The sequence below is a fragment of the Methylobacterium sp. E-066 genome, from assembly GCF_022829635.1.
GTDB lineage: Bacteria > Pseudomonadota > Alphaproteobacteria > Rhizobiales > Beijerinckiaceae > Methylobacterium.
The window spans coordinates 35,171-48,843 of the sequence record NZ_JAKSYO010000128.1 but is presented as its reverse complement, the minus strand read 5'-3'; the positions used below and the strand labels follow the sequence as shown (position 1 = coordinate 48,843).

At 63.1% G+C, this 13,673-nt stretch carries 7 protein-coding genes and 1 pseudogene; 5 read left to right on the top strand and 3 right to left on the bottom strand.

Features of this window, described 5'->3' with window-relative positions; all coding sequences use genetic code 11:
* Positions 1-94: 94 nt before the first annotated feature.
* Positions 95-1,891, bottom strand: a complete 1,797-nt coding sequence (locus tag MKL20_RS19020) for a di-heme-cytochrome C peroxidase (RefSeq protein WP_244037980.1) — start codon at positions 1,889-1,891, stop codon at positions 95-97.
* 398 nt (positions 1,892-2,289) lie between these two features.
* Here MKL20_RS19020 and MKL20_RS19015 point away from each other — a divergent pair, with 398 nt between their 5' ends.
* Positions 2,290-5,097, top strand: a complete 2,808-nt coding sequence (locus MKL20_RS19015) for a hypothetical protein (protein WP_244037979.1) — start codon at positions 2,290-2,292, stop codon at positions 5,095-5,097.
* Positions 5,098-5,310: 213 nt separating this feature from the next.
* Positions 5,311-5,622, top strand: a complete 312-nt coding sequence (locus tag MKL20_RS19010; RefSeq protein ID WP_313902738.1) for a DUF1127 domain-containing protein — start codon at positions 5,311-5,313, stop codon at positions 5,620-5,622.
* An 898-nt stretch (positions 5,623-6,520) separates the two neighbouring features.
* Here MKL20_RS19010 and MKL20_RS19005 read toward each other — a convergent pair.
* Both MKL20_RS19005 and MKL20_RS33275 read right to left on the bottom strand, forming a co-directional pair.
* A complete protein-coding gene (locus tag MKL20_RS19005) occupies positions 6,521-6,946 on the bottom strand; it encodes a DNA polymerase ligase N-terminal domain-containing protein (protein WP_279594864.1) in 426 nt (141 codons plus the stop codon).
* A gap of 79 nt (positions 6,947-7,025) precedes the next feature.
* Positions 7,026-7,214, bottom strand: a pseudogene (locus tag MKL20_RS33275) (transposase); the annotation flags it as partial.
* Between the two features lie 155 nt (positions 7,215-7,369).
* Here MKL20_RS33275 and MKL20_RS19000 point away from each other — a divergent pair.
* The 3 genes from MKL20_RS19000 to bcsA all read left to right on the top strand — a co-directional run bounded on the left by MKL20_RS19000 (position 7,370) and on the right by bcsA (position 13,637).
* On the top strand, positions 7,370-9,829 hold the full coding sequence (locus MKL20_RS19000) for a response regulator (RefSeq protein WP_244037978.1): 2,460 nt from the start codon (positions 7,370-7,372) through the stop codon (positions 9,827-9,829).
* A 614-nt stretch (positions 9,830-10,443) separates the two neighbouring features.
* Positions 10,444-11,073 carry a cellulose biosynthesis protein BcsS gene (gene bcsS / locus MKL20_RS18995; protein WP_244037977.1) on the top strand — a complete coding sequence of 210 codons (630 nt, stop codon included), beginning with the start codon at positions 10,444-10,446 and terminating at the stop codon, positions 11,071-11,073.
* Between the two features lie 134 nt (positions 11,074-11,207).
* Positions 11,208-13,637, top strand: coding sequence for a UDP-forming cellulose synthase catalytic subunit (gene bcsA, locus MKL20_RS18990; RefSeq protein WP_244038001.1), 2,430 nt, complete (start codon positions 11,208-11,210; stop codon positions 13,635-13,637).
* The last annotated feature ends 36 nt before the right edge of the window (positions 13,638-13,673 follow it).

The window sequence follows — 13,673 nt, the reverse complement described above, 5'->3', positions numbered from 1 at the left end:
GATGACCGCCGAAACCATATATTCCATTGCGAAGGCAATCGGACGACAATTCGATACTTCCACGATAGAAATCTACACCGCATACCGCGCGCAATCAGAGGGTTCGCAAATACTCCAGGAGCTGCCGGCGCTGCACGTCGTCAAGTTGCCCCGTCCCGTAAGCAGGCCCTTCGTGGCCGGTATTGGCATTGCCCGGCAGCGCGGTGTCGAACAAGAATGGGCCAGTGTCGGACCGGAAGCCGATGCGGGCCTCATCCAGTTCGCGGCTGCCAACACGGAACGTCTTAGATCGTCGGGTTGAAGGGAGCAGAATTTCGTGCAAATTCGGCACTGACCCATTATGCAAATACGGACCCGTCGCCCAAATCCCATTGAGAGGACGTGCTTTATAAACTAGAAGATCGCGGTCTCTCCGCGCGTTGATGTATTCGGCAGCGAGACTCTTGCCGCCGGACGTCGAGAGATCGTTGAGCATTTCGTTGCGGGACGCGAGCGCGGCGGCACCTCGCTTGAGCAACCGGTCGAGGATAATGGTCTGGTCCGCCCCTATTCCCGACAGGTCCAGTCCGCGGTCAATCGGCGCCAGGATCGCGCCGGCGACGATCGCGGCCACGAGTTCGAGGCTGCTCGTCTCGGCGGCTAACGGGGGCGTCGTTGCCAGGAACGGCATTCGGACACCTTCCATGATTCCGGTTCGCGCGCGCCGGGACACAGCATTCGTTGCCATCTTCGGGTCAGTCCCGATCTCCGCCAGCGGCGTCAGGGTCACCTTCAGATTGCGGATCGCGTCAGTCGGGGCGATTGCGTGGCAGGACACGCAATACCTGTCGTAGTGAACCTTTCCTGCTGCAGCGTCCTGGTTCTGCGCCTCCGTGCGCGGCGCGATCCGGTCCGGCCAAGCCGGAGCTGTGAGGGCGCCCAATTGGTTCTCGATCCGCAGAAGGTTGACCCGGTCCACGGAGGTCTCGAACCAGAGCGGCGGCAAGGTCGGCTCACGGATGTCGACATGTGCGAACACCCCCAGCACCTCGCCGACATTCCTGCCCAGTCGCTCGACGGCGAGCCCGTTCGGGGCCGAGCCGTTCCACTGCACCCGGTCATGCCAAGACGTATCCCACAGGAAGGGGTAACTGACGGGTGCATCGGGTTGGGCGATGTTGTGCGGGTCGTGCAAATCGATGCCCGTCGCCCGATTGAAGATCATCCCGAAGGCATCCAGGCGTGCTGGTCCCCAAGGCACCGCGGTTCGGCTCGACTCGACGTAACGGGAGAAGTCCTCGGCAAACCGGGCCAGGCTCATACGTAGTCGGCGACGGTCGGCCTCGGATGGACCTGCTTCCGGCGCCGACAGTTCCGGCGGGATTACGCGACGGGCGAAGCGTTCAAAACGCCCCGTATCGTCGGTTGTCAGGGCGACGGCTCGGCTGAGTTCCTCAATGAATGCGAACATGTCTGCATTTGCTGGGCCGCCATCGACCAAGATCGATTGCCCGCGCAATTCGACCCCGTTCACGTGGCAGGCGGCGCAGGTCATGCCGATCCATTCGCCGCGATCGTCCACATCCTTCACGAAGCCGATGGGAAGCCCGCTGCGGATCGATCCGCGCTCCCCGTCATACGGGTTCGGCAGGTATCCGAAGCGGGTGAGCCCATCCTCGACGAAGAGCCTGTCGCCGTCCGGACGCTCCAGCGACATGAACCATGCATAGGGCATGATCTGCGAACCCTGGCTCGCACCGTAGAACCACGCTCGCTCCTGCGGATTCCAGGATTGCTGAAGAAACCGCGGACTCCCCTCCGGCTCTTGGGCCGCAGCCCGCAACCCGGCCTGCGTCGGGACCAGGATCATCGCCGTGAGCGCGACCACATGTGCGGCCTTGGAGCGGGTCACGATCGCACCTGGGACATGGTGGGCACCCTGTCTTCGCGAAACGTCTCACCAAATCTAATAAGCACCGATCCAGGCAGGCGCGTCCCTCAAATGGATGATGTTCGAATACAGATTTTCGGTGAAATTCCGGTGACCGGCAATGCTCGCCATCACCGGTGTGGCAATCACTCGAAAACGCAATTCTACCGCGACCAGCCCCACTTCAAGCATATGCTAAGCGGGGTCATATATCCTATCTATGCTATAATTGTGAATTTTATCCTTTAATATTTGCTATTATATCTTCGATATATTGCCATTTTACTTGATTATTTACTATGTCGATTGGAGCGAGGACACCTTTGTCCTGTGTCGGCTGAACTGCGAAGTCGGGCACCGCGCAGGCGGTGGGAGGAGCGATGAGCACAAGTATCGCAGAAACTCAGGCGGACGCCCCTCCACATCATCTGCCCGCGGTGACGACGGGCGGCGACGCCTGGTACCTGGAAACGAAGCAGGTGCTCCAAGAGGAAATGGACCATTTCTGCGGGCCGCCGCAGCCCGGCGATCAAACGCCCTGGCAGGCGCGGGCCGACCAAGCCCGGCTCGCCGGCCTGTGTCTGTCCGGCGGCGGTATCCGCAGCGCCACGTTCTGCCTCGGCGCCTTGCAGGCCTTGGCCAACCGGCGGATGCTCGGCGAATTCCACTACCTATCGACGGTATCGGGGGGCGGCTTCGCAGGCGGCTGGTTGCAGACGTTCATTCGTCAGTGCGGTGGCATAGCCGAGGCTGAACGCCAACTCGGCGACTCGGGCAACGAGATCTTCGCCAAGCTGCGGCGATACACGAACTACCTGACCCCGGAAGTCGGGATTCTGTCGAGGGACACCTGGGCAGGCATCGTTCTCTACATAAGAAACACCATTCTCAATTGGCTGATTATCTTCCCACTATTGTTGTTCGTTCCCCTCGGATTGCTTGCCTACAGGACGGCACTCGAGGCTGCGAGCCGAAGCACGCTGTGGCTTCCCTTGGTGCTCGGCAGCGCGGCGCTGTTCGTTGCGACGTTCAGCGCCTGCACCCTTTTGCCGAGTCATCGGCCGCGCAAGGGCGAGCTAACGGCGTACGCCTCCCCGACGTTGATCGCGGCCAGCATCATCGCGCCGACCTGCCTCTGGGCCCTTGCTCTGCCATTCACGCTCCGCGCGCTGTTCGAGCAAGCGCTACCGGTATCGCCCTTGTCATTGTACCAGCTGGGCGTCGGATATTTCACCGTGCAGGTCGCAGCCTATCTCAGCGGTTTGATATGGCAAACGTCGAAGGGCCATCCGGGCCTTTGGCTGTACGAGCGGAATGTCGGCCCCTGGCTCGCCAGCAGTCTTGTCTCGGCCACGCTGATCAGTATCTGCGCCGGCTTGAGCATCGATTGGCTGGTGGGCGACGCCGCCGCCAGCTTCGATGCCGGGCGGGCTCAGGTTTCACAAATCTTGACGGTCGCGGCCCCACCCGCGCTGATCGTCATCCACCTTCTCCAGAGTGTCATCTTCATCGGGTTCCGGAAGAGCGCGGAATGCGCCGACCTCGACCGCGAATGGGTCGCGCGGATCGACGGGCAACTCCTGCTGGCCGCGGTGGGTTGGGCGGGCCTGTGCCTGTGCTGCCTGATCTTATCTGCCGTCGCCCTCGGTCGCGACGACGCACAACTTCCTGGTCTGTTCAGTGCGTTGGGCGCCCTCGCTACCGGCCCGGCCGCCGCCGTCCTGGGCAAGCAGGTCTTCGCCCGCGCGCAGTCTCTGGCCGCCAAGGGGCGGATGGACGACCTCCTGATGATGGGCCTGAGCGCGATGGCGGCGGTCTTCGGGATCAGCCTATTCGCGCTGATGGGATGGTGCCTCGGCCGCTTTCTCGGCTACGTGCACGATGGATGGGGCGACTGCTTGCTGCCGCGCTGGACGCAACTTGGCATTAACACAAGTGTCGATTGTGGCATCAATCCCTACGGGATGACCCTGATAATGGATCTGGTGGTGGCCGCGCTCCTAGCTGGCGCCGTCTGGCTGTTCGGCCGCGTCAACGTCAACCGCTTCTCGATGCACGGCGTCTACCGCAACCGCCTGACCCGGGGCTTTCTCGGCTCGGCGCGGACACGGCGTGACGCCGATCCCTTCACCGATTTCGACGAAGCAGACAGTCCGCGCATCGCCGAACTCGGGACGGAAAAGCGGCTGCTGCCCGTCGTCAATATGACGCTCAATCTCACGGACCTCCTACACACCGAGTGGGCGGAGCGAAAAGCCGCCTCGTTCACCGCGACACCCTTCGCCTGCGGCTCAGCGATCCTAGACCGCGCGGACATGGCGCGCGACATGCCTCGTACGGGTGGTCCGCGCGGGGCGTATATCCGGACATCGGAATATGCCGGTATGGAGACCCGGGGCGACAGAGTCAGCGCCGGCAAAGGGCCTCTGCTCGGTGGGCTCCTGACGATCTCCGGCGCGGCAGTCAGCCCGAACTGGGGCTATCATTCGTCGCGCATGATCGCTTTCCTGATGACGCTCTTCAACGTTCGGCTCGGGGCCTGGCTACCCAACCCCGCGGTCGCACGCCGGGATGACCTGAAGCTCGCCAAGCCGGCCAACTCCGTGCTCGCGCTCCTGAGCGAACTCGGCGGCCGCAGCACCGATGTGCGACAGGCAATTTATCTGTCAGATGGCGGCCATTTCGATAATCTCGGCGTCTACGAGATGCTGCGGCGGCGATGTGCGCGGATCGTGGTGATCGATGCGGGTCAGGACGAGAAATGCACTTTCTTCGATCTCGGCAATGTAATCCGCAAGGCGGAGGTCGACGGATTGGCGAAAGTCCAGATGGGCGAGATGCGGATTCGTTCCCGCTCGACGATCGAGCGTGAGGGCAAACGTGCCGGTGCCATGGGCTATGCGCGAGGTACGATCACCTATCCAGGCGCCCGTGACGCGGCATCCCTGATATACATCAAGCCAAGCTTTCTCGAGGACATCCCCGCCGAGGTCCGCGCCTATGGCACCACCAGCACAGCTTTCCCGCATGAAAGTACGGCCAATCAGTGGTTTTCGGAAAGCCAGTTCGAAAGTTACCGGGCTCTGGGCTTCCATCAGATCAGTAAAATGTTCGGCTCGCAGCTCACGAATTTGTCTGAGTGGGCGACTTATCTTGACAACGAAATTACTCGCCGACCCCCCGAATAGAAGGCGGTACGGCCCGTACAAGCGCATTTGGAATCCGAGCTGGAATCTCGCGTGTGATCTCAATGCTGTGCTACGCGCATAGTTCTCGATTCGCGCTCGAATTCGATGTCGATGCAGTTTGAAAGTTGCTGTTGGCGCTTACGATGGGTGTTCGAAACCCCAAGCCAATCCAAAACAGATCATAGCTGGACTGCCATATCGTTCAAATGAGCGATGCGCGTACATCAGGATACAGCAATCATACTTGTCGCCGATATGTGCCTGGAGGCTCGTATTTGGGCTGGTGGAGGGCGGACCATGATGTTTTCGATCGTAAGGTCTTTTCAGAAAAAGCGTGCAGCGGCGAGAAACTATAGAATTCTTTCGGCCATGGATGACGATATGCTGCGCGATGTCGGCCTGGATCGACGTACGCTGCAAACGTTCTGCGAGAACGGCTGCTCGCATGAGGCTCCGCAGGTGAGTTGGTCAGACTCGTCTCTGACAAGCCTCAGACCTCGACCGTTAAAGACAGCGCTCGGCTGATCTATATGCCAAGACTCGCGATCGCGTGTCTGAAGCTTTTTAGCTCGGTAGGAGCACCCGACCGACCTCGACTTTGGCCGTTGGGAGAGTCTTGAGCGGGTGACGTTACGGAGCATGCGTGAAGCTAGTTTGGTGGCGTCCCTACCAAGAGGTGCTACCAAGAGACGCCGCCATGCCGCTTCCACCCACCCGCTCCGCCGCGATCATCCCGGCGTTCGCGCCGCTATTCGTCCATCACTCCTGGCACCATGCGTAGGCGCCGTCGATCGGTGCGATCCTCACCTCTGCTCGTCGTACGATGGCCAGCCTCCTGCGGGTGATGAGCCGTGCGCAGGAGCGGTGGTTCTTCAACGCCCACCGTATCCTCAACTGGGCCGCCGGGTACCCGCGCACCGGTAGCCCCATCCCGCTCGGACTGCCGTTACACCCTCGGCGCGTTGCTCGCTCGGGATCTCGCCTGCTCGAAGGGCGTCGCGCCGATGAGGATCCTCCGGCCGATCAGGGACTGATTGAACCCCGGAACGCCTGCTTGATGCTGCCCCGGCATTTGTACGGATCGCCCAATGGGTGCTCGCCTCGGGTCTCCATCCTGACGTCAAGAACGTCCGCTCTCGAGCAGGCTCGAGCGAGTGAGGAGCGACCGGGTCACGTCGGTAGGGGCCTGTCCGCTTTTCCGGCCGACCTTCTCCAAAGCCGACATGCCGCTTCCGGCCAGACCACGCCATGCTTGATCGCAAATGGGCGCCTGACCGGCCATTCGGCGTTGTGCCCATCGAGGATATTTGGCGGTTTGACGTCAGGTCCCGTAAGCGGACCTTCGTACGCTGCCGTAAGCCATTCGAACTGAGAAGGCGGCAGGCCTTCTTCGCCTGCAGCGTGCGCAAACGTGGCACTTGGGTTATCCGAGGAACTTCAATCTTTCATTCCCGGGGGTGATCTCTTCAATGGCGCGGCCCGAGATCACGGAAAGTGGCTGCTCAACTAGAAAGTCGGACGCCCCGCGTGGGCGAGCGCCAACATTCAGGCCCTTGATTAGCAGCCACGACGTTCGTCGTGCGTTCGGCTTGGTCTTCATCCGCACCAGCCACCACGCATCCATCAGCTTCTTGCCATGTAGTTGGAATCCAAATGAGCCTGCGGCGAGAACGGCCATCGCGTCGCCGCCCCGCTCGCAAGTTCTACGGTCCCAATCCAGCTCAGCGCCCGCCCTGTAAATGCCTCTCGTGATGACGCCTTCGAACCCGGCGTAGTCAAGGCGATGATCGTCCACCGGCACGGCCAGCCGCCGGTCGCTACGAGGCTTGGGCCGCGCACGGACGCCCAGCTTTTCAACACGCCGTCGACCTCAGACGCTTCCGCGCCCCGCCGCGCGATCACCGGATGACGATCTGCGCTGCATGCTACCACGGCGCGAGTTTTTGCGGGATCGCGCGCCACTCGACGCCGTTCCAAGGTCGCCTCAGAATAGCTGAGAGCGTACGCTGCAGGTCCTGCCGCGGTGTCTTCCCCATGGGCCGACACGCCTCGATCAGTGGCTCCCGAGCAGCCCATTGCTCGTCGCTCAGGAACGTCCCGCCTCCGATTGGAGGCATGAAACCCAAGCGGTTCCTGGTGGTCAAGAGACATCAGATCTTAATCAGCGATGATAAAGCGCCCACCGGCGCACATTAAGAGAAAATTAACCATATACACCGTGGTATTGAAGGAAAGTTAACAGACAAATCGATCTTGCCTGCAACGAGCACTGATGATGCAATTCGAAAGGTGGCTATCGCTCAGGAGCTTCCTCGCCGCGCTTTTGGCGCTGGCGGTCTGCTGCGGCAGCGCCGGCGTGATCATGACCAATCCCTCCAAAGACCCGGCAGCCCTGCGCGCCCTCGATGAGGAGATGCAGCGTGTGGCAGGCGCGGTCTCGGAGAGGTTGAGCGACAGTCTCGCGGCGATCGGGCGCGATGCCAGCCTCGCTGCCGAGAGTGCGGTGTTCGATCGTGAACTCCGCTTACCGGCGGTTCAGCAGTTCCTCGGGCGTTGGCGCAGCCTGCATCCGGAATACGCCGATATCCTTTTCGCCGATCGATCGGGGCGGGTGTTGGCCGCGGCGAGCGGATCCCTCCTCAGCGCCGACATGTCGGGGACGACTTGGTTTGCGCGGGCCTTGTCCGGCGTCGTGATCGGCGATGCCAGCGAGCGCGCCCGGCCCGGCGCCGAAATCCCCCGGAACGTCATCGTTGCTACGCCTGTCCGAAGCGGTAGCACGGCAGCGACCGGCGTGCTGGCGATTCAGATGACGCCGACATGGATCGAGGACGCCGTAGCCGGCGCGCGCCGCATCCTCGGGGGGGCATCCCGCACGGCCTCGGTGCAGATCATGAACGCAGGTGGGCGCTCGATCTACCAATCCGGCGTGCCGGTGGCGCGGGGCGAACTCCGCGAGGCGAATGCCGCGGTCGGGGACGAGGCCGCCCTCGGATGGTTCGTGATCGCGAAGGGGGCCCGGCAGCCTGAGGTCGACGCCACGACGCTAGGATCCGCATTGCCCCTGATCCTCGGACTGGCGGCCCTCGCCGCCTTGTCGGGGTGGCTGCTTGGGCAGCGCCTAACGCGCTCGCTCGCCAGCATCCGCAACGCAGCTACCGCCGATCAGGTCACCTTGCTGCCGGCCGCGACAGCGATCGCGGAGATCGCCGATCTTGCCGATGCCGTCGGCGCATGCATCGGTCGAAGCGTGGGTCGGGAGCGCATCCAGCAGGAGGCTCGGGCGGCCCTGGCCCGCAGTCGCGATCGCGTCCGCGCGGTGAAACTCCTCGGCGGCTTCACCTGCTGGGAGGTCGATCTCCGAAACGGCCATGTGACCTGGGCGGGCGGCTCGGCCGATATGGCGGACAGCACGTCCGAGCGGGCGGATCAACTGGATCGCGTGCTGTCGCGGGTGGAAGTGGAAGACCAGGGACCGTTGCGGCAAGCCATGCGCGCGGCCTGCGAGACGCCTGGCTCCATCCGTGAGATTGTCGTGCGTACCGTGGCCGGACGCGAGGATGTCACCGGCCAGCGGCTTCTGCTCCGCTTGATCGCGGTTGTATCGAACGGGCAGCCGGTCCGTCTCCATGTTCTGAGCCGGGAGGTCGGGCTCGTTGCGCTTCCGGCTCCGAAGCCGGCGAGTTCCGTCGCGATCGCGCAGCCGGACGGATCGCCCACGGCGCCGGCCGACGCGCGCACCCACGCGGTCATCGCGGGCCTCGCGCACGAAATCGGCGCGGCCCTGATCACCGTCGTCGCGGCGGCCACGACCCTCGACCCCGAAGCTCGGGACGCCCGGCATCGGAACGGCATCGAGACCGTCGTCCGTCAAGCGACACGGGGCACCGCACTGACGCGCAAGCTGGCCGCGATCGTGAGCCGCGACGGGAGCCTGACACCGGATATCGACGCAGCCCGGGCCATCACGGAGACTCTGCAGCTCATCGGCACGGCGATCCTGCCCCAGCTAAGCATCACTCCGCCGCAAGTGGAACGCCTGCAACCTCTCGGCTGCACCGGTCGCCAGCTCGAAGTCACGCTGCTCAACCTTGCGAGCGACGCCTCGGAATCGCTGCCTTCGGACGCGACGGCCTCGCTCGCGATCGAGACCGATCCCGGTCGGTCCGGTATCGGGTTGCGTATCGTCCTGACCACCGCGACGGCGTTTCGCGCCGGTCGGGGAATGGCTGCAATCCACGAGCTTATGACCGATATCGGCGGAGACGTAGCAGTCGAGAACCTGGACGAGGGAAGCACGGTCACTTTGTCTTTCCCCGCCGCCAGGGATGTGTCCGCCGGGACGGCTGCAACGTGCGACGTGGCCGACACGCGCATGATCCTCCTCGTCGAACCCGATGCGGTCATGCGGGCTGCGACCGCTGAAAGCCTTTCGTGGCTCGGTTACGTGGTCGAAGCGGTGGCCTCATCCGACGAGGCGTGCACAGCCCTCGGCAACCGTCGTGATTTTACGGTCCTGCTCTGCGCGCATACGATGCCGGCGGTGAATGGCGCCCACCTCGCTGAAATTGTATCCCGCACACATCCCACGGTTGAAATCGTGCTCATGGCTGCGGAGGCGGTGCCTGCACGTTCCTCGGCGACCTTCAGATGGCTGCGCAAGCCGTTCGGATCGCAGGATCTCGCGCGCATTCTCGATCGAAACGCAGACCGGCAGCGCCAGGCGGCCTGAGATCCGCGTCCCTATTCGCTTCGCTGCTGGAGCGTCCAGCCCGGCGGCGAAAACCGTTTTGATCACGCGCTTCGCCGCTCTCCCGCGCCGTCGGCCTCGCCGACGTCTTTATGAAGCACGAAGCGCGTCGTCAGCTTGCCGCGCGGCTTCTTACAGGTACGCCCGGCGTTCGAGTGACAGCCAGTCTGCACGGCGTCGCAACTTCGAAGATCGCCGCACTTTTGTCGGTATCTGTCATTGTGCGTTGCAATGTCTCAAGCTGGTCCGTCGTATTTCCGAAGCGGCCTGGCCCACCTTTCATGCCAGCGAAAAACAGCTTATCGCCAAATATCATTCTCATGAATACTATTACAACCAGCGGTTGTGTCGTTTTTGAGAGCCGAATTATAGTCTTAAGCCGTGTATTAACTCTGCTTTAACCATCAAGACACCTGATGGGCTCGCGGCACTGCAGCGATGCCGGCCTCGCGCTCCAGGTTGGACCCCGGATGAGATACCCCTCCGCCCTCCCTCACTTCGTCGCCGTTCTGGTCGCGACTGGTACCCCGACGGCTACGTTGGCGGCGGATTGGTACACCGGTGCCCCGACCGATGTGGGTGCTGACGAGTACATCGTGGCGATCGACGCGGCGGCCACCGTGACCTCGAACAGCTCCGCCTTCGGGGTCGTGACCGCGACGATCGCGCCCGTGACCCCCTTGAACGAGAGCGGTCCGCGCTTGCGCCTCCAAGGGCTGAGCGGCGTCTACTCCTATCCCGGCTCCACGAGCGGCCGAACGGTGCGGGGCCAACAGGAAGAAGGCACTGCCATGTTCGGCTACGAGTGGATCTGGAAACAGGCCGCGCTCGCCGGATATGTCGGCTTCAATGTGCGGAGCAACGAGCTGTCCGTTCTCGACCCCAACAACCCGGTCGTCGGCACCGGCGTCGGCGCGAAATTCGCTGCGGACCTCTATCTCAATCCGACTCTCGAGACGCTTGTCGCTGCAAACGCCTCCTACTCGACGCTGTTTCACGCCTACTACGTCCGGGTGAAAGCCGGCTTCGCGGTGGCCGACGGCGTCTTCGTCGGACCGGAGGCGACACTTCTGGGCGACGCCTACTTCAATCAATGGCGTGTGGGCGCCCACTTAACCGGTTTCACCGTCGGTCCGATGAAGTTCTCCCTAGGTGCCGGCTATGCACACGATCGTGTGCAGAAAGGCGGGTATTATACCAGCGTCGAAGGACGCGCTGCCTTCTGATAGGCTTGGATACTAATATTAACGCTAGTGTTTTAGATACCGATTAGCGCTTTTATTTATTGTGCCGCTGGCCAGTATCGAGCTCGCCACGTGCCCCTCATGTGCCGTTTCAAGGAGTCGAAGCAGTGTCTGTGATGCCTGTGCGCGTGCTCTGGCTCGTCAGTGCCTTGCTGGTGCTCTTGCTGCTCGCACAGCCCGTGGGAACGTCGATCCAACTGGAGATGAGCCTCTGTGCCATTGGGTTGATGGCGCTGCTCTGGCTATTCGGACGTGGGCGCCTCGGTCGGTCGGTGTTCCTGGCGATCGGAAGCCTCGTGGTGCTTCGGTACCTGTACTGGCGCCTGTCCAGCACGCTGCCGCCCATGTCCGACCCGCTCGGCTTCGGGGCCGGCGTCGTCCTAGCGGCGGCCGAGGTCTACTGCTTCTACATCCTCATGGTCAGCCTCGTGGTGAACGCCGACCCGCTGGCTCGAGCGATCATCCCGTCGGGCGACGATGACGCGTTGCCCACCGTCGATGTGTTCGTTCCAAGCTACAACGAGGATCGTCACATCCTTGCGACGACCCTGGCAGCCGCCAAGGCGCTCGATTACCCGGCCGAGAAGCTGACGGTCTGGCTCCTCGATGATGGCGGCACAGACCAGAAATGCGCCGATGCCGATCCCAACAAGGCCCGGGAAGCGCGAGCCCGCAGAGCCGCGCTGCAGGCCCTCTGCGCGGAACTCGGGATCTCGTATCTGACACGCCGACGCAACCTGCACGCGAAGGCCGGGAACCTCAACAATGGCCTCCGGCACGCCAATGGAGAGATCGTCGCCGTTCTGGATGCCGATCACGTGCCCTTCCGATCGTTCCTGCGTGACACGATCGGGCATTTCGCCTGCGATCCAAAACTGTTCCTCGTCCAGACGCCGCACGCTTTCCTGAATCCGGATCCGATCGAGCGGAACCTGCGCACCTTCGATCGGATGCCGTCCGAGAACGAGATGTTCTACGCGATCAGCCAATGCGGCCTCGACAAGTGGAACGGCTCGTTCTTCTGCGGCTCGGCGGCGCTGTTGCGCCGCACCGCGCTCGAAGAGGCGGGCGGTTTCTCCGGAATCACCATCACGGAAGATTGCGAAACGGCCTTCGAGCTGCATTCACGCGGCTGGACCAGCGCCTACGTCGACAAGACCCTGATCGCCGGTCTTCAGCCTGAGACGCTTTCCGACTTCATCGGCCAGCGTTCGCGCTGGTGCCAGGGCATGCTCCAGATCATGCTCCTCAAGAATCCGCTGTTCAAACGCGGCCTGAAGCCGATCCAGAAGCTCTGCTATCTCTCCAGCATGACATTCTGGTTCTTTCCCGTTCCGCGCCTGATCTTCATGATGGCGCCTCTGTTGTACATCTTCTTCGACATGAAGATCGTCGTCGCCAACGTCGACGAAGCGATCGCCTATACGGCGACCTACATCTTCGTGAATTTGATGATGCAGAGCTACCTCTACGGCCGCGTGCGCTGGCCTTTCGTTTCGGAGCTGTACGAGTACGTTCAAGGACTGTTTCTGATCAAGGCGACGGCCGCCGTGATCCTGTCGCCCCGCAAGCCGCAATTCAAAGTGACGGCGAAGAACGTCACCCTGGACCACGATCAGCTCTCGCCGCTCGCGCTGCCGTTCTTCGTCGTCTTCGCGATCCTGTTGGCGGCCAGCGGCGTGTCGACCTACCGCTACCTGTTCGAGCCGGGTGTGACCAACCTCATGCTGGTGGTCGGCCTGTGGAACGGGTTCAACCTGATCACCGCGGGCGCAGCCCTCGGAGTGGCGGCCGAGCGCGCGCAGACGGAGCGCATGCCCTCCCTCGCCGTCGATCGGCGCGCGGTGCTGACCCTCAACGGCCTGGCCGTCGATGTCGCCGTCGAGCGCATCTCGGGGGAGCGCTGCCGCATCCGCATGGACGCGATTGTACCGATGCGGCGCAGCACGGACAGCAATGTTGGAGCGCTCTCGGTGCCCCCGCGTGAGGGGCTCGCGTCCCGCGTCGCGCGCGCGGCGATTCCGGTGCGGCTCACTGGCATGACTGCCGCCGGCGAGGAAACCGTTTGCGAGCTGGACTTCGAACGCCTGCCGACGGACGCGTACTTCGTCCTCGCCGAACTGATGTACAGCGACGCCGACGCGATGGCCCGGTTCCAGCAGCGGCGCCGCAAGCACAAGAACCTGCTCGCCGGATCCCTCCAGTTCGTGCTGTGGGGCATCGTCGGGCCGGCCCGCGCAGCCGCATGCCTGCTCAAGGGCCGTGCCGCCGAGCAGCCCGCGGATGTTCCGCAGGCCGAGATCGTCCTGCCGCGCTCGGTCTCGTTGCATCGCCGCCTCGTGGATGGCGGACAACCCGACGCGGCCGGTCCCGTCGACACGGTTGCACCCGCGCCTCCGGCTCGGGCCAGACAGCCCGAGGTCGAGCCGGAGGATGGCACCGCGAGCTGGCTCCGGCTGATGCTCGATGTCGAGAACGCCGCGCTGGCGCGTGATCGTCGGCGCGCTGCCGACCGCGGCGCCACGCCCCAACCCAGTGCCGGTTGAGACCATGGCTCAGATGCATTCCCCTTTCGGACTTGG